The following is a 25,433-nucleotide window of genomic DNA, read 5'->3' as shown; positions in this document are numbered from 1 at the left end:
CTAGATTTCGCATGACTGAATATCACGTTTTAACTACTTGTTAGTTGTAGTATACCAAACATTAATCCGCTCAATATTTATAGCAATAACCTATTGTTTTTATTTGTTTTCATAAAGATTTTTTTTACATTGTTTTCAAAATTTTGATGCTTTTGATTCCTTAAACCCATCGCTTTCTAAACAGTGATGAGCAACGCGAATTCCTTTTCCCAGTTGCAGCAGAACTTGCTTGTTGCTTCGTCATCCCATCCCCATTCGCAAAAATAGTTCTAACGGAATGAATAGCCAATGCAAGGTGGAACGCAGAAGCTTGCGACGAGTAGACCTTGCATTGGTTATTCATGGAGGTTATTGTCACTCGCGAATGGGGATCGGATGACGAAGCAACAACTTCCGGAAAGTGGGTTAGACCGGGCTTGTCTTTACTGGTAATTAATCGCTCTATACAGTATATTATCTGAATTAGTTTGCTGTTTTTAGAAGTACCCGTCAGATTAATTTGAATAACTACAACAAAATCGCTTGGATCTAGTCCGACAGTTTCCATCGGTAATGGAACTACTGCAATTTCTCAGAGACCTAGCCACTTGGCGATGCGGTTCAAGTGTTTTCCATGAGCACTCTCAAGCGTTTTCAGATAATCATTTCTATTTTGACCAATTCATTCTTTTTGTGATTTAAGCTGTTCTGTTAATTTGCTTTTAAGCTGATCTAAAATTCGTTCGCGAATCTTGCTAAATTCACAGTCAGTTAAAATATTCTTTTCGTTTAGGAGTTTCAAAAATTTTATTTTTTCAGAAACTGTTTCATAGTTCACTTCAAACCGTGGGTCATCAAAATTAGACGCTAATAAAACAAGTAATAGCTTTTGATTTTCCGCATGTTTTTTATTAACTCTGTTTGTATTCTCTATAGCTGTAACAATTTTATTGATGTCCTCATTTTCATTTACTTCCTGCTCGTCACCTTTTCTAATTTCACTGATAGCTCTTGCTACACAGTAAGGTATAATTACCCAAACAAGTGCATCTCCTGCTAAACCAGCCTGTTGAATAGCAGATGCGTCAGACGGTGAAGAGATATAACAGTACGCCACAAATATCGATATCAATAGGGAAATAAACCATATAAATTTGGGCATTATTTTCTAGTTCAAAGTTTCTCTACCGTAATGTCGGCATTTTCGTTGAAATCTTTAGAGCGTATTTGCCTATGAAAGTTATTCATTTGGCTACAACTGTTATATTAATGGTAGGGTTGGTTTATTTCTATAAGGGAACTATGGTTTAACTCAACATTTTTATCCAGTATGAGACACTGAGTTCTGAGTTTATTAGACAAATTAGGTAAGTCATTTTGAATCTTTTCAAATAATAATTTGTTCGATACTATCATTTTAGCTGTTTTCAAAAGTTCTTTGTTCAATTGCTCTGCTTGTAAACCTGTTAGTTTTGAGCATACCGAAGTCAGCTCATTATACCGCTTTAAAATTGGATATTCATTTTGTAAGTTGTTATAAATTGTTTTTCTATAATGCTTTCAGAATGGTACACCTTTGCATGAGTTACAGCAATTAGGCGGATGGTCAAATTATGAGATGGTGTTGAGGTATGCGCACCTATCAAGTGACCATTTAAGAGCAGCGGCGGAACGGATCTATGACACGTTTTTGCCACAGTAAATGGGATTTTATGACACAATTTAAGGCTAAGTGCTTGATTTTAAATGGCGCGCTCGGAGGGACTCGAACCCCCGACACCTTGGTTCGAAGCCAAGTACTCTATCCAGCTGAGCTACGAGCGCCTGGTGAGATTCGGGTAAAACTTGTGCTGATCTGTATTAGTGGTATGAAATGGTGGGTCGTATAGGAATCGAACCTATGACACAAAGGTTAAAAGCCTTCTGCTCTACCGACTGAGCTAACGACCCATTGGTTTGTCACTAATAGTTATTTGCTCTTTGGATTATCCACCAAAAATGGTGGGCCGTATAGGAATCGAACCTATGACACAAAGGTTAAAAGCCTTCTGCTCTACCGACTGAGCTAACGGCCCAAAGAGGCTGGAATAATAACGGATTAGGATAAAATTTCAAGTATTTTTTTAAATTATTTTTTAAATTAATGCCTCTCCGATATATAAAAGATCAGTACTGGCAAGAATTATCCAACCCTCATGAGCCAGTTTAATTTTCTGTTCATTCAATTGCTCAGCCGCTACAACAATCAGTAACACATCTGCTCCGAGGGCTCCGCAGCCCTTTGCTGCGAGAACTCTTTTATCAGCTTTTAAGTCCATGATTTGCTGATGGCTATGTTCTGCCACTAATCCCATTTCCGACAAACGTTGATGATAAGTGTTAATGGCATTGATGAGACTTTGACTATCTTTGTGTTCAAAAGCTGTTTTTGCCTGTTCGACTATTGATGGCAGCAAGTGAATGGCATCTGGTAAACTCATATCCTGTAAATGCTGATGGGTCGCCAGTTTTTTTCCGCTGTGCAGCAAAAGAAAGGCGATATCCGGAAATGGCCACTGGTAACAGTCCAGGGTATTTTGCTCACGATTGATGTAGACGCAGTGATGATTTGACTGAGCCAGCACATCATAACCGCTGGGGCGAAGTCCCTTGCCGTTCCAGGCGCATTCAAAATAAGCATTTAAAAGATTTTCTTGCGTCGGGCTAATATTTTGTAAATAGCAGCTCGCCAGATAAGCCCCCAGAAACTGAGCACTTGAAGCCCCTAAACCTCCCTGTCCCTGATAAGGGTCAAACCAGCTGAGTCCTGCCCCAGCCTGTTTTTGTCTGCTCCACCATTTTCCTGCCGGAGATTCAGGGTGAATTCCCTGGATTTCTTCCGTTGAATTAATTCTCAACTCAAAGCAGGGCGATGTCGTGAGAATAAAAGCTGGTTTACCTATAACAGCCGCATATTCTCCCATCAGAAATGTTTTTGCAGGGATAGACCATTTCATTCTTTATTATCCTTTGCGGATCTCTGCCAATAGCTCCTGCGCATTTTTAAGACTAACGCGCTTATTTAATGATAGCCAGCTTTGCAGCTTATCTTTCAATACAGGCATTTCATCTTCATTGGCTCCTGCAACTAATAATAGATTATCAATATGCAATTTCATATGTCCCTGAATAATGCCTTCGGTGCAAAGTGCCTTCATGGCCCCTAGATTCTGTACTAAACCCACCGCCGCGATAACTCTTGCCAAATGATTGGCGGAGTCAATTCCCATCATGCGCAAACACATGCTGGCAGTGGGATGAAGCGCCGTCACCCCGCCGACCGTTCCTACTATAAGCGGTGCCGTTAATTGCCCGGTTAATTGACCATTATTGTAACGCCAGCGGGTAATAGCGCGATATTGGCCACTGTGAGCTGCATAAGCGTGGATCCCTGCCTCCACTGCTCTCCAGTCATTTCCCGTTGCAATCAAAACCGGATCAATACCGTTCATAACCCCTTTGTTATGGGTCGCCGCCCGATAAGGATCTTTTTCAGCAAATAAAGACGCTTCCTGCAGGCGCTCGCCTAATTCGTCATCAACTTCATTAATTACGACACGAGCGGACGTTAATTTCTGATCATTAAGATTGGATAAAATGCACATTGAAACTTGTTCACCGCTTAAGTTCTCAAGCGGTGTTTTCAGATATTCCAGTACCTGATTGATAATATTAGCCCCCATTGCGTCACAACTATTCATCATCAGATGAATGATGGCCATATCAGCCCCGTCATCACGAACCAAATGACGCAAATGCAAATCTCTCACACCGCCGCCGCGTTTCACCATATTGGTGGCAACATCCTCATTGGCTTTTTGGATTAGCATCTGCTTATTTTGCTGAAACAAGGCTTCAAAACGGGGGAAATTTTTGACTTTGGCTAACTGAATTTGTCCAATAATGCATTCACCATCGACCCAGGTTGTTATTTCGCCCTGCTGTCTTACCCATTTCGCCGTTTTTGATAAAGCTGCAATGATTGAGGTTTCTTCCACCGCCAGTGGAATAATGTAATCCTGATGATCAATTCGAAAGTTGGTAGCGACCCCCAGAGGCAATTGAAAATAGCCAATTACATTCTCAATCAGTTTATCTGCCAGGCTAATGTCATTTATCCCCCCCGCTCGCAGGTAAGACACATCATCGCTAGTTAAAGCGCCTAACTCCAATAATCGATTAAATCGTTCCTCACGATTCAATCTGGAGAAACCCTGAAATAATTGGCTGGCTTGATTACTAATCGGCATGCCTTCTCCTGTAAATCTGAAATAACTAGCGGTTAAACCAATAACATGAAAAAAAGGCAGACTTTAGCACAAACCATTAGAAGATAACTATAAGATTAAAGGAATCATTTCTTGACCTTTTCCAATAAGGAATAAATTTCATTCAGGCGTGTATTTAATCGTGTAAAAAAATACATCAGATTAAAAAATCCCAGCGATTTGCTTTCCAGTGTAGAAAATCGGGCAGGATCTGCCTTAATCGCCTTGGTCAATATGTCAATGATATTAATCGCAGGCAGCATTGGCGCATGCGTTTCTTTTTTCAGACGCTTTTTTAATGTATCCAGATTATTTATTGTGGTATCCACAGCCAGTAGAATTCGTTTTTTATCCTCTTCATTGATATAAGAGGAAAGCCAGGAATAAGCCTCTATCAGCCCCACTACATAGTGAGTACAAAAAGCGGTTTGCGTCAGTAAAAGATGAAAATCCTTGCGGTTAATGCGATGAAAAAGGACTTCATAACTAATAGATAATGCGTTTTTCCGTATCAACTGGTACTCAAGATATAATTGCTGAACGGTAACAGGCTGCGAAGAAATTGGCCGATTAAGGAATTCATTGGACAACGAAGCCTGAATTTTTTCTATATAGCGCACAAACAAATCAACCACATTGGTTCTGACCGGCATACAATAAGTGGAAACGGTCAATGCGATCGCAGCACCAAGGGCTGTATCCAGAATTCTTTCTCGCAGTAAATACAGATTCCAGTCGCCAAACATGGCAAATAAGTAAACTACAAAGCCCGTCAGGGCAATCATTGCCGCCAAATGAAAAATCTGAAAAAGATACACTGCGAAAAACACAAACAATAGCATAATCCCCAGAATTACATACTGATTCTGCGGGGTTAGCCAATACAAGAGCGTACCACCCGCCCCGCCAAGAATTGTCATACTTACCCGTTCCAGTGAACGTTTCAGACTCTCTCCCCAGGATTGGGTAGTCAATGCCATTGCAGTCAGGGTAATCCAATACCCTCTTTCCAGATTAAGAAAGTAACTTAAAATTTCCGCGATGGTAATTGCTGCTGCAGCCTGCCATGCTATTTTAGTGGTATTGCGAAGCGCCATCTTGAATCCTCACCAGTTCAGCCATGTGCTGATTAAGCAAATTGAAAGTTAATTTCAGATTGAGTAAAGCCATCACCAGTGTGGGCTCCGTCAGAAGCTCATGGCTCATGGATTCATCCAGCTGCCGCAGGGAAACCTTTACGCGCTCATATCGGATTACAAAATCCTTTCTCATTCGCACCGCATCAAAAAGCGCGGCGAGACGCCGATTAATGACAACCAAGGATAATCGAACGGAGCGAGGCAGTTGATAATCATAAATTTTTATAACATGGTAGGCTTCCACCATCATCGTGTAGGCGCTCACAAAAGCATACTGATGAACGAGAATTTCACTGACTGTTGATTGGTAGCTATCAAATACATCGCTCTGTTCTATCGTTTGGTTGCTGTCGAGCAAGTGATTCATATTATGTTTCAATCGCACAAAGGATAATTTTTCAAAACTTTGAATAACATCGCGTTTAACCAGATAATATCGGATTTCCCTCATTCCTCTTGCGAGTAATTTAAATAAACGATTTGAGTTTTTTATATATAATTTGGGATAATTTTCAGGAAAAATAAATATTGCCACCAATGCCGCGACTAAAAGACCAATAATCAGAGCATGCAAATGCATCCAGGCGGCATCCGGTGTATCAAAGGGCAGAATAGTGGCAAAAAAACACAGGATCCAGGCCATCATCGGTGCCATACTGTTTTGCAGTCCGAAACGACGGCAGTAGTTCACTGCAAAACCTAATCCAATTAAAACCAGCGCCGTCATATTATGCGAATCTCTGACTTTAAGTCCCAGAATGAAAACCATAAAATAAACCAGATCAAACACGATGACCTGAATAACCCGCAAAGCAAAAGACTTGGCAATGATCCCCTGCAGTGAGAATCCGCAGGCGATTCCGGCCATTAATTTTCCAAACAAAGGTTCTTTTATGCTCAGCGTCAAGGTAATCAAAATTGCCATGACCGTTTTTAATGCATGTTTGAGACGGAAATAGCCTGGATCTACCCCCCAAAGAAATAATCTTAACTTCCTGATCGGCGTCATTATTTAATTTTACATCCTTACTGCTGTACCGGCCTGACCTACAAGCAGGGTTCTTAATTAAAAGTCATCTCACAAATTCTCCAATTTCTCAAGTCTTCAGATCTGAATTTTGGAGAGTGTTCATTAAACTGTGTCATTACTCACAGGCACGCCGTCATCTCGAACGTAGTGAGAGATCTCCCAAATTGACATGGCATGACACAGTTTAATGAACACTCTCGAATTTTATGATTGAAAAAAAATGCGCGCCTAGATACTCTACGTAAATAGTTTATTCGAGATAATTAAATGGCTGGCAGAATGCTTGTATTCTCTGCGCTGAACAATTCTTATAGCCAATGCAATCATGACTAAAGTACTCTCAGACGCCGGGCTTAAATATGACGAAGAGCATCAGCGATATGAATGCACAGGATCCTGGACCGTCTCCACTCTGAATGGCTTCATTGAGGCAGTGCAAAAAGAAAAGCTGCCAGAGTCGGATAGCTTGCGTATCAATGGAAAACAGCTTAAGCACTTTGACAGTGCAGGCGCATTAGCGCTGCATAATTTTATTTTATTTCTGAAACAGCACAACAAAAAAGCGGAGCTGGAAGATTTTAATACCCAGCAATCGGAACTGCTTAAACTGATTGCTGAAAAACAGGAAGTGCTTGATTTTCAGGTCCCCCCGGCAAAACCTCAGCCTATTCTTGAGATGATTGGGCAGGAAACCATTCATAAAATCAATCAGGCTGACGGCTTTATTATTTTGCTTGGCGATCTGAGCACCAAACTGTTTGAAGCATTTGGACAATGGCGGCGCTTTCAGTTCCCGAGCATTGTTTCCATTATCGATTCAGCCGGCATCAAAGCCCTTCCGATCGTGGCACTGCTTTCATTTTTAATTGGTGTGGTACTGGCTTACCAGATGGGGCTTCAGCTGCAAACTTATGGAGCCAACATCTTTATTGCCTATTTATCAGGAATGGCCATTTTCAGAGAGTTCGCCCCGCTGATTACCGCCATTATCGTAGCGGGCCGCACCAGCTCAGCATTTACTGCCCAGATTGGCAGCATGAAAATCAATGAAGAAATCGATGCCCTTTATACAATGGGCTTATCCCCTACCGAATTACTGGTCATGCCCAAAGTCATTGGCCTGCTGATTGTATTTCCCTTACTGATTTTCTGGTCTGATGTATTCAGTGTGTTTGGAGCGATGTTCATGTCAAAATGGATGCTTGGCGTCAACCATTTCGACTACCTCGCCCGCCTGAAAGACTCAGTTGGCTTGTCTCAATTGATGCTGGGTCTTTATAAAGCCCCTGCCTTCGCCTTTCTGATTGCTTTGGTGGGCTGTTTTCAGGGATTTCAAGTGGAGTCCAGCGCTGACAGCGTCGGAAGTCAAACGACCAAAAGTGTTGTCCAGGCCTTGTTTCTGATTATTATTGCCGATGCCGTCTTCTCAGTGGTTTACAGCTGGATGGATCTATAATGACCAGCCCCGTAATTGAAGTAACTGGTTTAAAAAACAAGCTGGGCGGGCACTGGGTTCATAAGAATGTCAATTTAACTGTCAATCAGGGAGAAATTCTTGCGATTATCGGAGGGAGCGGCAGCGGTAAAACAACAATATTACGCAGCTTGTTGATGCTTTTAAAGCCAACTGAAGGCGAAATTAAGATTTTTGGCCAGGATATTTCGACCCTTTCTGTGCGTAAAGCCAATACCTTGCGTCAACGTTGGGGCATGTTATTTCAACATAGCGCCTTGTTTTCAGCCATGACTGTTTTGGAAAATATAACGTTTCCTATGCGTGAATTCACGGCCATGGACAAGCAGTTTATGGAAAAACTGGCCATGCTCAAGCTGTCGCTGGTCGGATTGCCGGAAGAATCAGCGAGCAAGTATCCTTCCGAGTTAAGCGGCGGTATGCAGCGAAGAGCAGCAGCGGCAAGAGCTATCGCGATGGATCCGGAATTATTATTTCTGGATGAGCCAACAACCGGTCTTGATCCGCGAGGAGCTCGTCAGTTCGATGAGTTGATTCTTTTTTTACGTAAAACATTAAATTTGACCGTTGTGATGATAAGTCACGACCTTGAATCCTTAAAATCGACCGATCGGGTTGCTTTTATAGGGAATGGAGAAGTGTTGGCAGTGGAGCCTTTAAAAGAATTAATGAAAAATCCGCATCCACTGATTGCTGAATACTTTAGTAAATTTTAAACTACTGGCATTTGCCATCGGAGTTAAGATTCCTTGGAAGCTAAAACAAATTACACTATCGTTGGGTTAACTGTGGTCATTCTTACTGCGGCTCTGCTGGCGTCAGCCCTGTGGCTATCAGTAGGTTTTGATCAAAAGAAATACAAAATATATGCAGTATATATCCACGAAGCAGTTTCAGGGCTCAGTGAAGACTCGCCGGTGAAATACAATGGCGTGCCGGTGGGTTCAGTGGCCAAAATCGAACTAAGCCAGATCGATCCTCAGCAGGTTAAAATTTTATTAAATATTGAGGAAGGCACCCCCATAACCACCAGTACCACCGCCACATTAATTTCTCAGGGGATTACCGGTACAACTTACGTGGGTTTATCAGCCTCCTCCTCTGAGCTCACCCCTTTGAAAAAAATTCCCAAAGAACCTTATCCCATTATTCCAGCCAAGCCTTCTCTTTTTTATCAGTTGGATAGCGTATTAAAAGAAGTCGCTGAGAATGTAAATGGCGTTACGGTCAAGATTAATAAAATTTTTGATGATGAAAATGCCCTGTACATTAAAAACACCTTAAAAAACCTGGAGGGCTTTTCTGATGTGGTGGCTAAAAATAATGAAACCATTAACAATACACTGAAAAGTACAGACGTTCTGACCCATAATCTCGCCCAAGCCAGTAAAGATTTGCCCGCGATTATCCGCGAGGTGAAACAAGGGGTGGAAAAACTGAATGTAATGACGGAACGAATTAGTGAAGCAGGGGAAAAAGTGAGCAGCGCTATGGATGCCGGCAAAACCACCCTGGATAAAATTTCACAACAAACCATACCGCCTGCCGTTGTCCTGATTCGCCGTTTAAATACGATTGCAGCTAATCTGGAACAAGTCAGTAACTTAATGCGCCAAAATCCTGCTGTGGTGGTTCGGGGAACTGCGACGCCCAAAGCCGGACCGGGAGAGTGATTTGAATAGATTAATCGGAAGCTTTGGCCTGATTGCCAGCATACTGTTTTTACAAGGATGTGCGGTTAAACCGACAGTTACCAATGAATATAAACTGGAAAGCTTCAGCAGCGAGAAAACTGCCAGTAAGCCGGTCCATGCTTCCATTCTGATAACCCATCCGGATGCTGCAACTGGCTATGACACCGAAGAGATGCTGTATACTGACAAACCTTTTGAAATCAGCAATTTTGTCCATAATGCCTGGATGGGGCCACCCGCCGATATGCTTTTACCTCTCATGGTGCAGAGCTTACAGAAAAGCGGCTATTTCTATGCAGTCGCTTCGACTGCAACTTCGGAATTAACCGATTATCGTCTCGATACACAGCTATTGGAATTACAGCAGAATTTTCTGAAAAAGCCCAGCCAGCTTGATTTCACTGCCAAAATTGTTTTAACACATGTTAGTGATAACCGTATTATCGCCTCAAGAATAATTGAATTGCATATTCCCTGTCCAAGCGATACACCCTACGGCGGTGTTATTGCCGCGAACCAGGCCACAGGTTTATTTACAGCCGGGGTTACGAAGTTTGTATTAAATCATGTTAAAAATGATTCCCATTAAACCGGAACAACAGTGACTAAAGGAAAGATTGGAAGCAGTTTGTAAAGGCTTGATACATTTCGATTGATAGTACACTCTAATCCACTCTTAAAATCATGGCGAAAATACAAAAACAATTGTACAATGGCTCGCCATTAGGGCGAATTAAATTTTGATCCCCCGAATAATATTTGTAACCAAGAATAAGAAGGAGAGAAAAGGATGAGAGCTAAGTCATTTTTAAAACTGGGACTGGTCGCAGCAAGCATCGTCCTGCTGGCATCCTGTTCAAAAACCCCAGGCAGCGCTGGTGATTACTCCGGCATGGGTGATACTGATGCTTCGGCACACGGTCTGGGCCAGTTTACTCGTTTTGCGGGTCAGGAACCAGGTGAATCCTATACCACTCAGGCGCCCCATAATCAGTTATACTTATTCTCTTACGATGACTCCACATTTGCACCTAAATACATGGCCTCTTTAAATGCGCAATCCGATTATTTAAAATCTCATCCAGGTGCACGCGTGCTTTTGGCGGGTCATACTGATGAGCGCGGCAGCCGTGAATACAATATTGCGCTGGGTGAGCGCCGTGCAAACACCGTCGCTGAGTTAATGCGTATGGCTGGGGTTAGCAGACAGCAAATTCGCGTGGTGAGTTATGGTAAGGAGCGTCCAGCTAATTTTGGCCACGACGATGCGTCTCACATGCAAAATCGTCGTGTAGAATTTATTTATGAGGCGACAAGATGATTCAAATGAAGCATCGCTTTCTCGCGTTGTGTTTCGCTGGTTTACTTCCATTACAGGCTGCTGCAGAAGCGCCTGTAGTGGACGACAGCGAAAACTTTGCGATTCTCGATGAACAGCAGGCTGATATGGAACAGCAGCCTGTTGCCAAGGCACAGCTTGACGATAGTTATCCTGAAGAAGAGATTGCTCTGGTCCAGGATAATGAGCTGACTCACAGTGAAAATGCAGAATTGCTGGATAAACTTCAGGGAATGAGGCAGGAAATACAGGAACTTCGCGGTCAACTGGAAGTGCAGTCCCATGAATTAAAACAGCTTCAGCAACAGCAACTGTCTTTCTATAAAGATCTCGATTCAAGACTGAGCAACACGCTTCAGACCAAATCCATTGCCCGAAATGAAAATCCAGCTGAATTAAAGCTGGAAACCAAAACACCGCCGACTGCAAGCGTCAGTCAAGCACCTTCTGCAGCCCCGACTGCAGTTAAATCAGTTCAGCAAAGCAATACGGCATTAACCGAAATAAATACTGCGGTAATCCCTTCCGCTAAAAATAATCCTGCCGATGAACAATTAAGCTATCTTGCCGCTTACGAATTGGTAAAGAACAAGCATTTTGACAATGCTTTGGCCGCAATGAATACTTTTGTTGCTCAGTACCCACATGGAGGCTACACAGCCAATGCGCACTACTGGCTGGGCGAATTATACATGGTCAAGAAAAATTACGCCGAAGCGATTAGCCATTTTGACCTGGTACTCAAACAATTCCCTTCATCCAGCAAAGCGGCAGCCTGCACCCTGAAAATGGGCTATGCGCTGGCGGCATCAGGCAGAGAAACTGAAGCCAAACAAAGCTTGCAGCAAGTATTAAAAAATTATCCTGACACTCCAACGGCACAGCTCGCTCTGGCTAAATTACATACTCTTAGTACCTCATGACCAAATTAAACAACCAGTTGCGTATCACTGAAATATTTCATTCATTACAAGGCGAATCAACCACTGTCGGCCTGCCGACAGTTTTCATACGGCTTACCGGCTGTCCTCTTCGCTGTCAGTATTGCGATACAGCCTATGCCTTTAATGGCGGGGAAAACACTGAAATTGCAGCTATTCTTGAAAAAGTGGCCAGTTTTGAATGCAGCCATGTCTGCGTCACCGGTGGAGAACCTCTGGCTCAGCCAGGATGTTTAACCCTAATGCAGCAACTTTGTGATGCGGGTTATCAGGTTTCCCTGGAAACCAGCGGCGCACGCAACATAGAAAACGTTGACAAGCGGGTCATGATCGTAATGGATTTAAAAACACCGGACTCCGGTGAATGTGCTAAAAATTTATTTAGCAACATTGACTACTTAAAACCTACTGACCAGATAAAGTTTGTATTATGCAGTCGTAAAGATTACGAATGGGCCAATCAGCTTTTGCGAGAACAACGTTTACATGAACGCACCCAGATTCTTTATTCTCCAAGCTGGAACCAATTGCCTGCGACCACTCTGGCGGACTGGATAGTAGCCGATCGACTGCCGGTCAGATTTCAGATTCAGCTGCATAAAATACTTTGGAATGACGCCCCCGGTCATTAACTGCGAGGAGAATAATTAATGCAATGGTTTGCTCAGGCCCCGTCAAATATAGCCCTGATAAAATACATGGGAAAAAAGGATGATAACAGCAATTTGCCGGCGAATCCGTCTCTATCCTATACCCTTCCCAATTTATTGAGCAATGTCACTCTCGATAGTCATTCCGGCAGACAGGATTTCTGGGAGCCGCTGCATTTACCAGGCGCGATGCCCTTTGAATTATCGCTGGCTTCTCAGCAGCGCTTCTTAAAGCACCTGGCCTTTCTAAAAAATCATTTTGATTATCAGGGCTCTTTTTTAGTACGTTCATCGAATAACTTTCCGCATGGCAGCGGCCTGGCAAGCTCTGCATCCAGTTTTGCCGCCCTGACCAAATGCGCCATCCGTGCAATTTGTGAACTGAAAAACATTCCTTTGCCGCCTATTGCACAAGCAGCAAATCTCAGCCGGCAAGGCTCTGGTTCCTCCTGCCGTTCTTTTTTTGCTCCCTGGGCTCTTTGGCAGGATGACAGCGTGCAGGCCATTGACCTGCCCTATCAGCAATTACTGCATCAGGTAGTGGTTATTAGCCGGGAAGAAAAACAAATCTCCTCAAGTGAAGCGCATCGTCTGGTTAAAACCAGCAAGCACTATGCAACACGCACACAAAGAGCAGTAGAAAATCTCAAAGTATTGCTAAACGCCTTACAAGCAAAAAACTGGGCCGATGCCTATCAGATTTGCTGGCGCGAGTTCCATGACATGCATCAATTATTTGCTACCTGTGAAAAACCATTCACTTATATGACAGCGAATAGCAAATCCCTGCTAAAATCCTTACAGATACTATGGGAAAAAGAAGGTGACGGTCCTATTGTCACTATGGACGCTGGCCCTAACATTCATTTACTTTACCGACCCGATCAGGAAGAACTGTCCCAACGCTTTAAACAACAACACTTGGTTGGAAATTATGATGTTTTATGAATTTCAAACAACAACATATGGCAAATGGATTTTAGCGGGTGAACACGCTGTATTGAGAGGCCATGACGCACTGGTATTTCCAATTAAGGAAAAAAAGCTGATATTCAGTTATAAACCCTCGGATTCAGAGCTAAGCGCCAATTATGAAGGTCCCAATGGCGCTGACATGCACCTTTTATTCTGGAGTGTACTCGAACAGGGTCAACAATTGCTGGGCCAATCTTTAAATCGTTTAACCGGACATTTTCACCTGCATTGCAACATTCCGGTTGGCGTGGGGATGGGGGCATCCGCAGCTCTTTGTGTGGCAATGGCACGCTGGTTCGCGGCGCAAAAGTTGATCACTCCTGAAACCACTTCCCTTTTTGCAAAAAATCTCGAAAATCTCTTTCATGGCAAAAGCAGCGGTTTGGATATCGCTGGCGTTTCGGCTGAATCAGGTATTGCCTTTAAACAAGGTCAGGTAAGCCCGATGGTCCAAAAATGGAAGCCTGTCTGGTATTTATCATCTTGCGGGCAAATAGGCTTCACTTCACACTGCATTAACCAGGTTAATCAGTTGTGGCAATCCGATAGCGCTCAGGCAGAAGGCATTGATTTATCCATGCAGGACGCGGTTGATAAATGCCGCAAGGCACTAAAGGAAGACTACTCACCTGCCAGTTTAACCCTGTTGAGCGATGCGATTCAGCAAGCTGGGCAATGTTTTAAAGACTGGGGGCTGATAAGCGAGAATTTAGGTCATCATATTCAGAATCTTCAAAATCTTGGTGCCTTGGCCGTAAAACCTACCGGTTCAGGCGGCGGTGGTTATGTCATCAGTTTATGGGAAAGTCCTCCTTTGGCTCCTGCCAATCTGGAATGGATCCCTATTAGTTAGTCATGCAATCAGGCAGGAAATTACTCAATGAACTGATAATACACCTCATCATCCTTTACCATACCCAGCTCAAAACGCGCCTGCTCTTCCAAAGCCTGCTCGCCGCTTTTCAATTCGAGAATATCAGCTTCAATAGCATGATTACGCGCCAGCAACTGCTCGTTCTCGATTGTTTTTTCAGCAATTTTATTATCCAGCTGACGCCATTGGCTAATACTACCCTCCCCGAGCCACAGTTTGTACTGCAGACCGATAAGAGCTACCAGTAATATGACAATAATTGAGCGCATATGCGTGTAATCAAATAAGCGGTTGTTCCAGTATAACTTTGCTTTATGGATTTGTGGAGCCCAGTTCAGCAAAGTTATAGCCCAAGTCCAGAATCGAGGTATTATGAAAATACATTACCAGCATAGGGTAATCCGGATTGCTCCTGGATTCTTATTAATTGATTGTATTTAGCCACGCGATCCGTACGGCAAAGCGAACCTGTTTTAATTTGCCCGCAACCTGTAGCCACCGCCAAATCAGCAATAAAGGTATCTTCGGTTTCACCGGAACGATGAGACATCACGCAGCGGTAGCCATTAGCCTGCGCCAATTGAATAGCCTGACGTGTTTCTGTCAGCGTGCCAATCTGATTTAACTTGATTAAAATCGCATTGGCCATCTTTTGAGAAATTCCCTCTTGTAAAATACGGGGATTGGTAACAAACAAATCATCACCCACCAATTGAATTTTATTTCCCAGCCGACGGGTCAGCTCACGCCATCCATCCCAGTCATTTTCATCCAGACCGTCTTCAATACTGACGATGGGATAACTGGCAACCAGTTCTTCGTAGTAAGCAATCAAGCCAGCGCTATCGAGGGTCTTATTATCGGAAGCCAAATGATAGGAATTTTCTTTATAGAGTTCGGAAGCCGCAACGTCCAGTGCAAACACCAGATCCTTACCTAATTTATACCCAGCCTGTTCTACTGCCTGGGATAACATATCAAGTGCCTGACGGTTTGATTTCAGATCCGGAGCAAAACCTCCCTCATCACCTACTGCCGTATTCAAACCCTGCTTTTTCAAAACCGCTTTCAAAACGTGAAACACTTCGGTTCCCATTTGCAAGGCGCTGTAGAAATCCGAAGCCCCTACCGGCATCAGCATAAATTCCTGGATATCGACATTATTATCCGCATGCGCCCCGCCGTTTAAGACATTCATCATCGGAACCGGCATTGACATACGCTGGCCTTGGCTAAGGCTCATGTAAAGAGACTCTTTACGGGCACTGGCGAAAGCGCGTGCTGAAGCCAAAGACACCGCCAGTATCGCATTGGCTCCCAGGCGTGATTTATTTTCTGTACCATCCAGCTGACAAAGTGTTTCATCAATCTGGTCTTGCTTTTCCACTGAAAAGCCTTGCAGTGCCTGATTAATTTCCTGATTAATAAAATTAACTGCCTTGCTGACCCCTTTACCCGCATAGCGTGCTTTATCGCCATCCCGGAGTTCACAGGCCTCTCGACTACCCGTAGAGGCACCGGAAGGAACAGCAGCACGCCCCATTTCACCACTCGCTAGTATTACATCAGCCTCTACAGTAGGATTACCGCGGGAATCCAGAATCTCACGGCCTTTTATACTGATAATTTGCATGAATTTAACCTGATAATGTCAAATAAGCCGCTATTGTTTGGTCAATCTCATGGATTGTCAAGGTATTAAATTTCCTGACAATGACTTTGCTACTATACTGAATGAAGAACAAAAAACTGAAGATGACTCACTTGGTAATCCCAATAAAACTAAAATCGGCCTGATACTATGAATGGATTCAAAAATGACTATTCTCCTTTGATTAAGCTGGCCATTCCGCTGGCTTTGACCGGTATTCTGCAATCCGGGGTTTTCTTTTTTGAAACGGTTTTTCTTTCCCGCTTAGGTCCCGACATTCTGGCCGCCGGATCATTAGTCAGCTGGCTCTTTGGAACCTTTGTGGTCATTCTCTTTGGAACATTAAGTTCCATTAATATCCTGGTGGCTCATAAATTTGGCGCCAAAGATCATCAGGGGATTACGCGAGTGGTAAGAGATGGCCTTTGGCTTGCACTTATTCTGGTTATCCCCAGTTTTTTGATTTTCAGGAATATGGCGCCGGTTTTTCTGGTTTTTGGACAAAGTCCGGCGGTGGTTTCTTCAGCGCAAGCCTATCTGCATGCCATCAGCTGGGGGCTTTTACCCACTTTTATTATGACCGCATTATTTGAAATCATTATTGGCCTTGGCCATGCCAGAGTCATTCTAAAATTCAGTGTGGTCTATGTCGCCATGAATATCCTTTTCAGTTATCTGCTGATATTTGGAAAATGGGGGCTGCCGGCACTGGGAATCGCCGGAGCTGGTTGGGGAATGACTATTGGTTACTGGATTACGGTGGTTTTGCTGGCATTTTATCTATTAATGGATAAATCCTACCATTCCTACTTTAAAAAACTGTTTAATGCCAGCAAGCCGTCCTATGTGTTCGAGCTGCTGCGTATCGGTTGCCCAATCGGATTTATGTACTGCATTGAAGTCGGCTTCTTTTTCACCCTGACCCTGATTATGGGCTTTTTTGGCAGCCAACTATTAGCCGCTAACCAGATTGCAATGCAATATCTTGGCACCCTGATGTCGGTTATTTTTTCAATTGCCCAGGCCATAACGGTTCGCATGGGCCATTTATTGGGTGCGGGAGAGACGCAAGCCGCTAAAAAAGCAGCGAATGCCGGGATAAACCTTTCTTTTGCTTTTATGTTTCTGGTGGCACTTTGTTACTGGTTCTTACCCTATATACTTATTTCTGTCGATTTTGACCTCAGCAAACCGGAAAATTATTCCATTATTCACGATGCTGCCAGAATCCTTGCCGTCGGTGCTTTGTTCCAAATGGCGGAGTCAGTGCGGATAGCCCTCTTTGGCGCCTTAAGAAGCTTAAAAGACACGCGGTTTACCTTGCTGATTTCAATCTTCAGCTTCTGGCTGCTTGCCTTACCCATCGGCTATGTTTTCGCTATGCAATTCAATATGAAAACCACAGGACTTTGGTGGGGAATGATGATTGGAGCTTTAAGCAGCGTATTTCTTCTCTATTGGCGGTTTCAATACAAAATACAGCGCTACAATCATGGGGAAGATATTAAGTACAACAGTAAAACTGAACTGAAATAGAGCTATCAGGCAGGAGCGTACAGCAGTGGACGATTAATTTCTTCGATTTTATCGAGGCACGCTTTATTTAGATGACCAAGCGCTTCAATAGAGAAAACCCTCTGTAATTTATTCGCTTTCTCACTTAATCGGGTCAAGTCTATGATGTAATCCTCTTTATTTGGATAACCTGCCTCGGTCTCGATTCGTTTAATTGCTTCCATTGCCAAGTGATTTAATAAATCAGCTTTTGTAGTAGTCTCTATTGTAGAATAGATAGTCCACTCAGACGGGCGATTGCTATCGTAGTTCATTATGCAATAGAACAGAACTGTAAATAGCATATTTTCTATAGGAATTTCGCCATATGCATTTAATGCAGAACCCAGCCCGGAGGACCGGTCCTGTTTTATTGTCTCTGCAAGATAGAGCCTGGATTTGTTCTCTGAGTTATAAATAAAATCTATCATGGAGTAGTTCATTGACGGGGCTGTATGCTCAGATTCAGTCGAAAAAAAACCACAATGACTCATTAAAAATTTAAGCATTTGCAATGTTGATCAGTCTTGAACTTGACCAAAATATTACCACAAAGGCCATTTATTCTCAACAAGCCTTATTTTTCTATCCCGGAGCTGGACTTGCCAACCACTTTCACTTTAATGTATAGCGTTGAATTTTGGGTAAACGGAGTACCGGCACGAATGACTTCGGTATTCTGATCAGCGGCTGGTTCACCTTGAGCAGTTCCCAGGGGCACCCACTCATTTAAAGGCAGCATTACAGTGGTCATGACCTGCTGCTGGTTAAAGCTCTGATCGCTAACTTGCGTATCCTGTTCGCGAATTCGCTTAACGGAGAGTCTGACTTTTTGCCCCTGCAGTAATGGCTCAACCATTAATCCGGTCTGAACAAGACGACGGTCGTAACTGACACCAGCACTCCAGAAACCAATCCCAACATTACTGATTACTGGCTGATCTTCCCCGGTGCTGATAAATGCGGATTCGCCATTCATTACTTTGACTGACTGATAGCGCTGCTGGTTTTGATTGGACGAGGTACTGATGCTTATCGTATTAGAGTTTTGGGTACTCAGCCAGTCAGGGTCACCCTGGAATACGGCAATTTCAAATGTCACCGGCGGCTGATCCAGTTTATGAAGCACTTCACGAAGCTGGGTTAAGGTGTCGGGGGTGACTTTAAGAATCAAGGTCTGACCGCTGCCGCTTACTGCCTCTCCCTGAGATAATAAGGGCTGAATTAACTGGATTACATTATCGGCCTGCTGATAATGAAGCTCGATAACCTTGGTAACCATCTGAGCGGCAAACAGGCTTCCCGTAAAAAAAAATAATATCCATATCAAGCGTCTCATGTGAACAGCTCTCCCTGATTCATATCACTGACATTTTGAGCATAGCACGAAAATTATAACGAAAAATATGAATCGCAAATTGCATCTTGCATGAGGACAAGTATATAATCGCCGCATCGCGAATAAGGTGATAGCAAATTCATGACACGCATTTTTAATATGTTCGGACCTTCACCTATCCGTCCTATTGAGCAACACATGCGCAAGGTAACTCAATGCGCAAAGCAGCTCCTGCCTTTTTTTGAAGCAGTGCTAACACTTGACTGGCCAAGCGCCAGCGATATCAAGGATAAAATATCAACTCTTGAAAAAGAGGCGGATATGATCAAGCGCGATTTACGGCTTCATCTTCCTACCGGTCTTTTCTTGCCTGTGTCACGCACCGACCTGCTTGAGCTCTTGAGTGCTCAGGATAGAATTGCCAATAAGGCTCAAGATATCGCAGGATTAATCGTCAGTCGTCAGATGGTTATTCCGGATGCACTGTCTGTTGTGTTCATGCCTTTTCTAAACCGTTGTCTTGATGCTGCCAAACAGGCCTGCCAAGCCATCAATGAACTGGACGAATTGCTCGAAAGCGGTTTTCGTGGAAGCGAAGTCAAAATCGTTGAAGAAATGATTATGACTCTCGATGAAATCGAGCACGACAGTGATGACAAATTGGCGGATATCCGACACCGCATTTTTGACCTTGAAAAGGACTTGCCACCGATTGAAGTGGTCTTTCTTTATAAGCTGGTCCAATGGATTGGTGATTTAGCTGATCATGCCCAGATTGTGGGCGGCAAATTACAAATTCTTATCGCCAGGTAGTATATCTTATGGATTATTCTGTATTCTTTCTCTTTGCAGCTATTGCTTTATGTTTTCTGATGACCTGGGGGGTTGGCGCGAACGACCTGGCCAATGTCATGAGTACGACAATGGGTTCCAAAGCGGTCACTGTTCGGCAAGCAATGATTATTGCAATTGTCTTTGAGTTTGCCGGTGCTTTTCTGGGTGGGAGCGGTGTTACTGAAACCATGCGCGATGGGATCATCGTCAGCAGTGAATTATCCGAGCAGCCTTTAATCCTTATTGAGGGCATGCTGAGCGTGCTTCTTGCCTGTACTGTATGGATGAATCTCGCCAGTTATTTTGGTCTCCCTGTCTCTATTACCAATGCGATTGTAGGTTCAATGGTGGGTTTTGGCAGTGTTGTTCTGGGATCTGATGCCATTCATTGGTCGCAAGTATACCGCATTGCTGCCGGCTGGGTAACCTCGCCGATGATTGCAGGTATCACCGCATACTTCCTGTTTATCAGTATTCAGCAGACCATCTTTATTAAAAGCGATCCGCTTGAGAAGGCTAAATTATATATTCCTATTTATCTTTTTTTGATTGGTTCCGTTCTGTCATTCATTACTGTTTTTAAGGGTTTAAATCATTTTGATATTCATCTTAATTTCAAGCAGGATCTGGCGGTCACTCTGGCAACCAGCATTGTTATTACGCTTATCGGAATAATTATTATTCGCAGAATTCCCGAAGTTCCTAAAATCAGACGCCGGGAGCGTTTTCTGCAAGTAGAAAAATATTTCGCAGTGCTGATGGCCTTAACCGCCTGCGCTATGGTATTTGCACATGGAGCCAATGATGTTTCCCTGGCTGTGGGTCCATTAACAATTATTCATAGCCTGATAACCCAGGCCAATACACCAATCGCGGTTACTCAATATCCGGCCTGGATTATTTTTCTGGGATGTTTCGGAGTTATTATTGGTTTTTTAATGTATGGGCGCAAAGTAATTGAGACCGTAGGCAGTTCCATCACAGCATTAACGCCCAGTCGGGCTTTCGCGGCCACTCTGGCTGCCGCCACTACGGTTGTCGTAGCAACCAGCACAGGCATTCCGGTTTCAGCGACTCAGACTTTGGTCGGAGCTGTTCTGGGTGTGGGTCTGGCTCGCGGCATTGGCGCATTGAATCTGATAGTAATCCGCAACATTTTCATGTCCTGGATTCTAACCTTGCCAGCCGCATCTTTATTGACAGTTCTGGCTTATAAGGCATTGCATTTCTTTTTGGGATGAGAGTACGTAGATAAATTAGGGGAACTATTGTAGGTTGGGCCCTTGGCCCAACAAACGGGTTGAACCACTCCAAAACTCAATGTTGGTCCAAGGGCCCAACCTACAGGTAATGCAAAAATTTCCTAACTTAATGGTAGTGGCTAACACATAGCGGATCTAATTAAAAATTAAAAATCTTCCCAGATCTCTTCTTTGTTATTATCTCTATTTGCATGATCACGAAAATAAAAAATTCGTTTATGCTTTTTAATCTCTTTTTTCTGAGAAGCCGATTTCTCATGCTCCGCATCAAATTGAAACAGGAATTTATCAATAGGACTGACAAAAGCCTTATCAATATCTTTTTTGCTCATAGTACATTCCAACGTAACATAATTAATTAATTTTAGCGCTTTTTATGATAACTTACCAACATTCGTTTCTCAATCAGGAGTTTTGATGACGGCAATTAAACAAGCTGAGTTACACGTTCATTTAGAAGGCACTATTTCCCCACAATTAGCTTTAAAGCTTGCCAAGCGCAATCATATTGATCTGCCGTCTGGCTTATTCGCAGCGGATGGCCAGTCTTATCAATACAAGGATTTTCTGGATTTTCTCAAAGCTTATGATTCAGTCGCGGCAGTGATTAAAAAGCCAATGGATTACTATGACATCACTTTTGATTATCTAAAAGAAAGAGCTGATGCCGGTGGTATTTATGTGGAGTTCATGTATTCTCCGGATCACGCAGAAATGTCCAGCGGGATTCCTTCCTGTGAGCATTTGGCAGCTATACAGCAGGCTATTGATGATGCTGAAGCCAAACATCAGATTATCGGAAGAATTATTGTTACCGCAGTCAGACATTTTGGCGAAGACTCTGCCATAAAAGTGGCAAAACAGGCTATTAAGGAAAATGTTCCCTGCATCACTGGGTTTGGCCTGGGCGGCGATGAAATTAATTTTCCACCTAAACTATTTACCAAAGCCTATCAGATTGCTGCTGAGGGCGGTTTGGAATGCACCGTTCATGCCGGTGAATTTGCCTCAGCAGAAGGTATGATGGAGGCGATGGACTACCTGCCTGTTAAACGCATAGGACATGGTGTGCGAGCTATCGAATCCCCGGAAACCATGGCTCGGCTTAAAGACAAAGGGATCGCACTCGAAGTGTGTCCGGGCAGCAACGTCGCTCTGGGCCTCTTTCAAAACCTTGAAAGCCACCCCCTTCCTCAATTATTGGCGGCAGGTATCAGAATCAGCTTAAACTCAGATGATCCGCCTTTTTTCCGTACCAATTTGGCTAATGAATATATACAGGCCCAGAAAATTTACGGTTTTTCCGATCAGCAAATGCTGAATTTCACCCGCATGGCGATTGAGGATGCCTTTGTCGATGAGCAAACCCGCAAGGAATTGCTGCAACGATTGCAATAATTACACTCGGTCTGTAGCCTGAAAACTACAGACTTTCACTCTTGACTTATAGGCTGGATGACCTATTGTCAATACTGAAAGGTTTAATTTTGAAATAGGGAGTGTTTCATGTTTTCAATTAAGAATGTACTGCACGGAATTATCGCAGGGATTATTGCTGGCATCGTATTCAGTTTTTTTCTGTTGATGGGAGGGATGGTTGAAACCCTGGGAGCAATCATCAGAATGCCCACTCTGACAGGCGGACTTCTTGTTCATGCCATTGTCAGTATTATAACTGGTATTGTATTCGCCGTCGTTTTTGGCTATTTCATTCATTCCTGGGGTCTTGCGATATTACTGGGACTACTTTTTGGTTTGGGTATGTGGATAGCTGGCCCCATGACCTTATTACCTTATATGGCTGCTGGAACTCCTCTCTTTTCAAAATGGAATTTAGTTGATTTGAAAGCCAATATCCCACCGCTGGTAGGGCATTTGGTCTATGGATTCCTTTTGGGTGTTGTTTATTACACACTCAGAATTAATCAATCCCGATTATAAAACATTTAGACAGGTCCAATCCGGCGTTTCTAAAATGGTATATAATCTGATTAATCATCAGGGTGATGGAGCACCTATGCAATCTTTAGCAATGATGCAGGCGGTATTGGAAAATATACCGCAACTGGTCTTCTGGAAATCGGCAGATGGATTCTACCTGGGTGCCAACAGGCACTTTCTCGAGTTTGTCGGTCTGCAATCCCCGGAATCTTTAGTTGGTAAAACAGATGCTGAGCTCGCTTTGGCTCATCCAGTCATTCGCTATTTTGCCGAAGCGGATGACCAGGTATTAATGTACAGGATTCCGCATTCGGCAATTACCAGAACTATTCAGCATCATAATCAAACACTCACCCTGCTAATGGATAAATCGCCATTATTATCAGAGACGGGGCAGTTAAAGGGATTGCTTGGGGTGGTTACCGTCAAACAGCCTCAATTTTCAAATCCTATTCACTTAAATGAAATCATCGACAATCTCCCTCATCTTATCTTTTGGAAAGACATTCGCTCGGTTTATTTAGGTTGTAACCGGCGGTTTGCAAGTTTACTCAATTCAACTCCACGCGATATCATCGGTAAAACTGATTTTGAATTGAACTGGAGAAAAGAGGACGCCGAGCTCTTTGTTTCAGGCGATCTGGATGCTATGTCGGGCAATTCTAAAATTAATGTTGAAGAAACCATTGCAAGGGCCGATGGGCGACTAATAACCATGCTCTCGAGCAAAGTACCCATGTATGACGAGCAAGGCGTTTGCATTGGGATACTGGGACTTTCGATAGACATTACAGAGCGTAAACAACTGGAAGTTAATTTGAAAAAAGCGCTTGAAACGTCCCAGGCGGCTAACCTGGTCAAAACCGAATTTATTGCTGATATGAGCCATGATATCCGAACACCAATTACCGGAATCATTGGCATGTCGAAAATGCTGGAGGACAATTCGACTACAGCGGAAAATAAACAATATGCGCAATGGCTTAGTCAAAGCGGAGAGCAATTATTAACCTTGTTAAATGCGGTTCTCAAGACTATCTCTACTGATAGTCCACATGAAGAGATGGACAGCGACTGGTTCAATCTGACCGACTGTCTGAACAGTCTGGCAAAACTGGAACTCCCTGCCATTCAGACAAAACAGTTATCGCTGGTGCTGGTGATTGGACAAAATGTCCCAATCCAGCTATTTGGTGATCAGCATAAACTACACCGTGTTTTATTAAATTTAATCGATAACGCAATCAAATTTACCCATAACGGTTCGATTCTATTGAAAGTGGAGCGTATTTCAGAAGGATTCTTACTATTTCAGGTGATTGATACCGGTGCAGGGATCCCCAAAGAGACGCAGCAAAGAATAGTTGAACGCTTCAATTCCCCTCTATCCTCTTTAAACAATGAGGAGCAAGAAAAAATAGGGTTTCATATCGTTCAAAAATATCTTCAGTTAATTAAGGGCAAGTTTCAACTAAGCAGCATTGAAGGTGAGGGAACGACAGTGAGCTTAACCATTCCTCTTAAAAAAATCAGCCCGCAAACCGAATGTCTCCCAGCAACGCAAGTTAAAAATGCCTTGTTAACTGATTTGGAACAACCAGGCAAACCAGCGCCTGTAGTACCTTTAAAACTGGAATCTCAAGGATCGAGAGTGCTGTTAATAGAGGATAATCTGATTGCACGAAAAATGGCAGAAACCATGCTGGATAAACTAGGTTGTGAATATATTTCAGCTGACAATGCTGAGGCCGGTTTTGAATTGATACGAAGCCACCCTATCGATATTGTCATCACAGATCTTGAATTGCCGGGCATGGATGGGTTTCAGTTTGCCGCTCTAATCAGACAATGGGAAAAAGAACACCACCAGGAAGAGCGGCTTATCTTCGCTTTGACTGCTCATTGTGCTAATGAGGTGGATGAGTCTCGGGCAAATATAGTCAATCAGGTTCTTACCAAGCCCTTATCTATGAGCACGCTTGAGCAAATATTACCTCATATCAGGTTGCATACACCTTTGGCGAATGCAAACGCATCGGCAATCAATGAATTGAATCATTTTCCGATTTTTGACAAGGAACAAGCCCTTTCACAATTGGGCAGCGAAAAAGAAATGCTTGATCTATTAAAAATGCTGATTACAAAAGAGCTCCCTGAAGACCGTGAGGCTTTACAGAATGCATTTAAAGGTCATGAATGGCAAACGCTTGAACGAATCGCACATAAGTTAAAAAGCGGGGCAGCCTATTGTGGCACACAACGTCTTTATTCTGCCTGTGAATCTTTAGAAAAGGCATTAAAGGATGGCTACAACCCTTCCTCAGAGCAAATGTATGAGCAACTACAACAGATCATCGTGCAAACCGAACAGGCACTGACACCTTATCTGAATAAATTATAACTGGCTCCCTGTATACAATACACCGTCTTTGCGAGCGGTAGAGAAGTAA

The 25,433-nt window shown here is 43.3% G+C and carries 26 protein-coding genes and 3 tRNA genes; 16 read left to right on the top strand and 13 right to left on the bottom strand.

What is annotated here, in order from left to right:
- Positions 1–661 precede the first annotated feature (661 nt).
- Positions 662–1,141 (bottom strand): hypothetical protein, encoded by a 480-nt coding sequence (locus LXA66_RS01510; protein WP_233011633.1) that lies wholly within the window; start codon positions 1,139–1,141, stop codon positions 662–664.
- A gap of 414 nt (positions 1,142–1,555) precedes the next feature.
- Between LXA66_RS01510 and LXA66_RS01505 the strand changes: the two genes are divergently transcribed.
- A complete protein-coding gene (locus LXA66_RS01505) occupies positions 1,556–1,681 on the top strand; it encodes a hypothetical protein (protein ID WP_233011632.1) in 126 nt (41 codons plus the stop codon).
- Positions 1,682–1,726: 45 nt separating this feature from the next.
- On the opposite strand, the gene LXA66_RS01500 is transcribed toward LXA66_RS01505, so the two are convergent.
- The 7 genes from LXA66_RS01500 to LXA66_RS01470 form a co-directional block, all read right to left on the bottom strand.
- Positions 1,727–1,803 (bottom strand) — tRNA-Arg (locus LXA66_RS01500).
- A 50-nt stretch (positions 1,804–1,853) separates the two neighbouring features.
- Positions 1,854–1,929 (bottom strand) — tRNA-Lys (locus tag LXA66_RS01495).
- Positions 1,930–1,978: 49 nt separating this feature from the next.
- Positions 1,979–2,054: transfer RNA gene (locus tag LXA66_RS01490), tRNA-Lys, on the bottom strand.
- A gap of 60 nt (positions 2,055–2,114) precedes the next feature.
- Complete coding sequence (locus LXA66_RS01485; RefSeq protein WP_233011631.1) at positions 2,115–2,975, bottom strand: mevalonate kinase; 861 nt, start codon at positions 2,973–2,975, stop codon at positions 2,115–2,117.
- A gap of 6 nt (positions 2,976–2,981) precedes the next feature.
- Positions 2,982–4,268 carry a hydroxymethylglutaryl-CoA reductase, degradative gene (locus LXA66_RS01480; protein ID WP_233011630.1) on the bottom strand — a complete coding sequence of 429 codons (1,287 nt, stop codon included), beginning with the start codon at positions 4,266–4,268 and terminating at the stop codon, positions 2,982–2,984.
- A gap of 104 nt (positions 4,269–4,372) precedes the next feature.
- Positions 4,373–5,383, bottom strand: a complete 1,011-nt coding sequence (locus tag LXA66_RS01475; RefSeq protein WP_233011629.1) for an FUSC family protein — start codon at positions 5,381–5,383, stop codon at positions 4,373–4,375.
- Positions 5,361–6,434 (bottom strand): hypothetical protein, encoded by a 1,074-nt coding sequence (locus LXA66_RS01470; RefSeq protein ID WP_233011628.1) that lies wholly within the window; start codon positions 6,432–6,434, stop codon positions 5,361–5,363. Before LXA66_RS01470 ends, LXA66_RS01475 begins: the two co-directional genes overlap by 23 nt.
- A gap of 346 nt (positions 6,435–6,780) precedes the next feature.
- Between LXA66_RS01470 and LXA66_RS01465 the strand changes: the two genes are divergently transcribed.
- The 9 genes from LXA66_RS01465 (at position 6,781) to LXA66_RS01425 (ending at position 14,381) form a co-directional block, all read left to right on the top strand.
- On the top strand, positions 6,781–7,911 hold the full coding sequence (locus LXA66_RS01465; RefSeq protein WP_233011627.1) for an ABC transporter permease: 1,131 nt from the start codon (positions 6,781–6,783) through the stop codon (positions 7,909–7,911).
- Positions 7,911–8,645 carry an ABC transporter ATP-binding protein gene (locus LXA66_RS01460; protein ID WP_233011626.1) on the top strand — a complete coding sequence of 245 codons (735 nt, stop codon included), beginning with the start codon at positions 7,911–7,913 and terminating at the stop codon, positions 8,643–8,645. The genes LXA66_RS01465 and LXA66_RS01460 overlap by 1 nt, the downstream gene beginning before the upstream one ends.
- Positions 8,646–8,678: 33 nt before the next feature.
- Complete coding sequence (locus LXA66_RS01455; protein WP_233011625.1) at positions 8,679–9,602, top strand: MlaD family protein; 924 nt, start codon at positions 8,679–8,681, stop codon at positions 9,600–9,602.
- Between the two features lie 13 nt (positions 9,603–9,615).
- Positions 9,616–10,212 carry an ABC-type transport auxiliary lipoprotein family protein gene (locus tag LXA66_RS01450; protein WP_370637154.1) on the top strand — a complete coding sequence of 199 codons (597 nt, stop codon included), beginning with the start codon at positions 9,616–9,618 and terminating at the stop codon, positions 10,210–10,212.
- Between the two features lie 201 nt (positions 10,213–10,413).
- Positions 10,414–10,944 carry a peptidoglycan-associated lipoprotein Pal gene (gene pal / locus LXA66_RS01445; RefSeq protein WP_112220022.1) on the top strand — a complete coding sequence of 177 codons (531 nt, stop codon included), beginning with the start codon at positions 10,414–10,416 and terminating at the stop codon, positions 10,942–10,944.
- Entirely contained in the window at positions 10,941–11,885 is a 945-nt protein-coding gene (gene ybgF, locus LXA66_RS01440) for a tol-pal system protein YbgF (RefSeq protein ID WP_233011623.1), read from the top strand. Before pal ends, ybgF begins: the two co-directional genes overlap by 4 nt.
- A complete protein-coding gene (gene queE / locus LXA66_RS01435) occupies positions 11,882–12,535 on the top strand; it encodes a 7-carboxy-7-deazaguanine synthase QueE (RefSeq protein WP_112220024.1) in 654 nt (217 codons plus the stop codon). The genes ybgF and queE overlap by 4 nt, the downstream gene beginning before the upstream one ends.
- A gap of 18 nt (positions 12,536–12,553) precedes the next feature.
- Positions 12,554–13,501, top strand: coding sequence for a diphosphomevalonate/mevalonate 3,5-bisphosphate decarboxylase family protein (locus LXA66_RS01430; RefSeq protein WP_233011622.1), 948 nt, complete (start codon positions 12,554–12,556; stop codon positions 13,499–13,501).
- Entirely contained in the window at positions 13,491–14,381 is an 891-nt protein-coding gene (locus LXA66_RS01425) for a mevalonate kinase (RefSeq protein ID WP_233012049.1), read from the top strand. The genes LXA66_RS01430 and LXA66_RS01425 overlap by 11 nt, the downstream gene beginning before the upstream one ends.
- 20 nt (positions 14,382–14,401) lie before the next feature.
- On the opposite strand, the gene ftsB is transcribed toward LXA66_RS01425, so the two are convergent.
- Both ftsB and eno read right to left on the bottom strand, forming a co-directional pair.
- Entirely contained in the window at positions 14,402–14,743 is a 342-nt protein-coding gene (gene ftsB / locus LXA66_RS01420) for a cell division protein FtsB (protein WP_370637113.1), read from the bottom strand.
- Between the two features lie 29 nt (positions 14,744–14,772).
- The gene (gene eno, locus LXA66_RS01415; protein WP_233011621.1) at positions 14,773–16,035 is read right to left on the bottom strand and encodes a phosphopyruvate hydratase; all 1,263 of its coding nucleotides are present in this window, start codon (positions 16,033–16,035) and stop codon (positions 14,773–14,775) included.
- A gap of 168 nt (positions 16,036–16,203) precedes the next feature.
- On the opposite strand from eno, the gene LXA66_RS01410 reads away from it, so the two are divergent.
- The gene (locus tag LXA66_RS01410) at positions 16,204–17,589 is read left to right on the top strand and encodes an MATE family efflux transporter (RefSeq protein ID WP_233011620.1); all 1,386 of its coding nucleotides are present in this window, start codon (positions 16,204–16,206) and stop codon (positions 17,587–17,589) included.
- 5 nt (positions 17,590–17,594) lie between these two features.
- Here the strand turns inward: LXA66_RS01410 and LXA66_RS01405 are convergent, their stop codons facing one another.
- Complete coding sequence (locus tag LXA66_RS01405) at positions 17,595–18,038, bottom strand: hypothetical protein (protein WP_233011619.1); 444 nt, start codon at positions 18,036–18,038, stop codon at positions 17,595–17,597.
- A 146-nt stretch (positions 18,039–18,184) separates the two neighbouring features.
- The gene (locus LXA66_RS01400; RefSeq protein ID WP_233011618.1) at positions 18,185–18,946 is read right to left on the bottom strand and encodes a type II/III secretion system protein; all 762 of its coding nucleotides are present in this window, start codon (positions 18,944–18,946) and stop codon (positions 18,185–18,187) included.
- A 141-nt stretch (positions 18,947–19,087) separates the two neighbouring features.
- Between LXA66_RS01400 and LXA66_RS01395 the strand changes: the two genes are divergently transcribed.
- Together LXA66_RS01395 and LXA66_RS01390 are read left to right on the top strand one after the other, a co-directional pair.
- A complete protein-coding gene (locus LXA66_RS01395) occupies positions 19,088–19,759 on the top strand; it encodes a TIGR00153 family protein (protein WP_233011617.1) in 672 nt (223 codons plus the stop codon).
- 8 nt (positions 19,760–19,767) lie between these two features.
- Complete coding sequence (locus tag LXA66_RS01390; RefSeq protein WP_233011616.1) at positions 19,768–21,021, top strand: inorganic phosphate transporter; 1,254 nt, start codon at positions 19,768–19,770, stop codon at positions 21,019–21,021.
- A gap of 167 nt (positions 21,022–21,188) precedes the next feature.
- Here the strand turns inward: LXA66_RS01390 and LXA66_RS01385 are convergent, their stop codons facing one another.
- Positions 21,189–21,374 carry a CBU_0585 family protein gene (locus tag LXA66_RS01385; protein WP_058507789.1) on the bottom strand — a complete coding sequence of 62 codons (186 nt, stop codon included), beginning with the start codon at positions 21,372–21,374 and terminating at the stop codon, positions 21,189–21,191.
- Between the two features lie 85 nt (positions 21,375–21,459).
- Here LXA66_RS01385 and LXA66_RS01380 point away from each other — a divergent pair, with 85 nt between their 5' ends.
- The 3 genes from LXA66_RS01380 to LXA66_RS01370 all read left to right on the top strand — a co-directional run bounded on the left by LXA66_RS01380 (position 21,460) and on the right by LXA66_RS01370 (position 25,384).
- Positions 21,460–22,440, top strand: coding sequence for an adenosine deaminase (locus tag LXA66_RS01380; protein ID WP_233011614.1), 981 nt, complete (start codon positions 21,460–21,462; stop codon positions 22,438–22,440).
- Between the two features lie 108 nt (positions 22,441–22,548).
- A complete protein-coding gene (locus LXA66_RS01375) occupies positions 22,549–22,983 on the top strand; it encodes a hypothetical protein (RefSeq protein ID WP_112220035.1) in 435 nt (144 codons plus the stop codon).
- 76 nt (positions 22,984–23,059) lie between these two features.
- Entirely contained in the window at positions 23,060–25,384 is a 2,325-nt protein-coding gene (locus LXA66_RS01370; RefSeq protein WP_233011613.1) for a PAS domain-containing protein, read from the top strand.
- The last annotated feature ends 49 nt before the right edge of the window (positions 25,385–25,433 follow it).

Source organism: Legionella sp. 16cNR16C (assembly GCF_021297775.1).
In the GTDB taxonomy this organism is placed as follows: Bacteria; Pseudomonadota; Gammaproteobacteria; order Legionellales; family Legionellaceae; genus Legionella_C; species Legionella_C quinlivanii_A.
This window is presented reverse-complemented; position numbering and strand designations above follow the sequence as displayed.

What these genes read in the sequence shown, in the direction of transcription:
- LXA66_RS01485 (WP_233011631.1), bottom strand. Translation starts at nt 2,975, where the DNA reads ATGAAATGGTCTATCCCTGCAAAAACATTTCTGATGGGAGAATATGCG.
- LXA66_RS01395 (WP_233011617.1), top strand. Translation starts at nt 19,088, where the DNA reads ATGACACGCATTTTTAATATGTTCGGACCTTCACCTATCCGTCCTATT.
- LXA66_RS01385 (WP_058507789.1), bottom strand. Translation starts at nt 21,374, where the DNA reads ATGAGCAAAAAAGATATTGATAAGGCTTTTGTCAGTCCTATTGATAAA.
- LXA66_RS01475 (WP_233011629.1), bottom strand. Translation starts at nt 5,383, where the DNA reads ATGGCGCTTCGCAATACCACTAAAATAGCATGGCAGGCTGCAGCAGCA.
- LXA66_RS01430 (WP_233011622.1), top strand. Translation starts at nt 12,554, where the DNA reads ATGCAATGGTTTGCTCAGGCCCCGTCAAATATAGCCCTGATAAAATAC.
- LXA66_RS01405 (WP_233011619.1), bottom strand. Translation starts at nt 18,038, where the DNA reads ATGATAGATTTTATTTATAACTCAGAGAACAAATCCAGGCTCTATCTT.
- LXA66_RS01410 (WP_233011620.1), top strand. Translation starts at nt 16,204, where the DNA reads ATGAATGGATTCAAAAATGACTATTCTCCTTTGATTAAGCTGGCCATT.
- queE (WP_112220024.1), top strand. Translation starts at nt 11,882, where the DNA reads ATGACCAAATTAAACAACCAGTTGCGTATCACTGAAATATTTCATTCA.
- LXA66_RS01390 (WP_233011616.1), top strand. Translation starts at nt 19,768, where the DNA reads ATGGATTATTCTGTATTCTTTCTCTTTGCAGCTATTGCTTTATGTTTT.
- eno (WP_233011621.1), bottom strand. Translation starts at nt 16,035, where the DNA reads ATGCAAATTATCAGTATAAAAGGCCGTGAGATTCTGGATTCCCGCGGT.
- LXA66_RS01380 (WP_233011614.1), top strand. Translation starts at nt 21,460, where the DNA reads ATGACGGCAATTAAACAAGCTGAGTTACACGTTCATTTAGAAGGCACT.
- LXA66_RS01425 (WP_233012049.1), top strand. Translation starts at nt 13,491, where the DNA reads ATGTTTTATGAATTTCAAACAACAACATATGGCAAATGGATTTTAGCG.
- LXA66_RS01510 (WP_233011633.1), bottom strand. Translation starts at nt 1,141, where the DNA reads ATGCCCAAATTTATATGGTTTATTTCCCTATTGATATCGATATTTGTG.
- LXA66_RS01460 (WP_233011626.1), top strand. Translation starts at nt 7,911, where the DNA reads ATGACCAGCCCCGTAATTGAAGTAACTGGTTTAAAAAACAAGCTGGGC.
- LXA66_RS01370 (WP_233011613.1), top strand. Translation starts at nt 23,060, where the DNA reads ATGCAATCTTTAGCAATGATGCAGGCGGTATTGGAAAATATACCGCAA.
- pal (WP_112220022.1), top strand. Translation starts at nt 10,414, where the DNA reads ATGAGAGCTAAGTCATTTTTAAAACTGGGACTGGTCGCAGCAAGCATC.
- LXA66_RS01400 (WP_233011618.1), bottom strand. Translation starts at nt 18,946, where the DNA reads ATGAGACGCTTGATATGGATATTATTTTTTTTTACGGGAAGCCTGTTT.
- LXA66_RS01375 (WP_112220035.1), top strand. Translation starts at nt 22,549, where the DNA reads ATGTTTTCAATTAAGAATGTACTGCACGGAATTATCGCAGGGATTATT.
- LXA66_RS01470 (WP_233011628.1), bottom strand. Translation starts at nt 6,434, where the DNA reads ATGACGCCGATCAGGAAGTTAAGATTATTTCTTTGGGGGGTAGATCCA.
- ybgF (WP_233011623.1), top strand. Translation starts at nt 10,941, where the DNA reads ATGATTCAAATGAAGCATCGCTTTCTCGCGTTGTGTTTCGCTGGTTTA.
- LXA66_RS01465 (WP_233011627.1), top strand. Translation starts at nt 6,781, where the DNA reads ATGACTAAAGTACTCTCAGACGCCGGGCTTAAATATGACGAAGAGCAT.
- LXA66_RS01480 (WP_233011630.1), bottom strand. Translation starts at nt 4,268, where the DNA reads ATGCCGATTAGTAATCAAGCCAGCCAATTATTTCAGGGTTTCTCCAGA.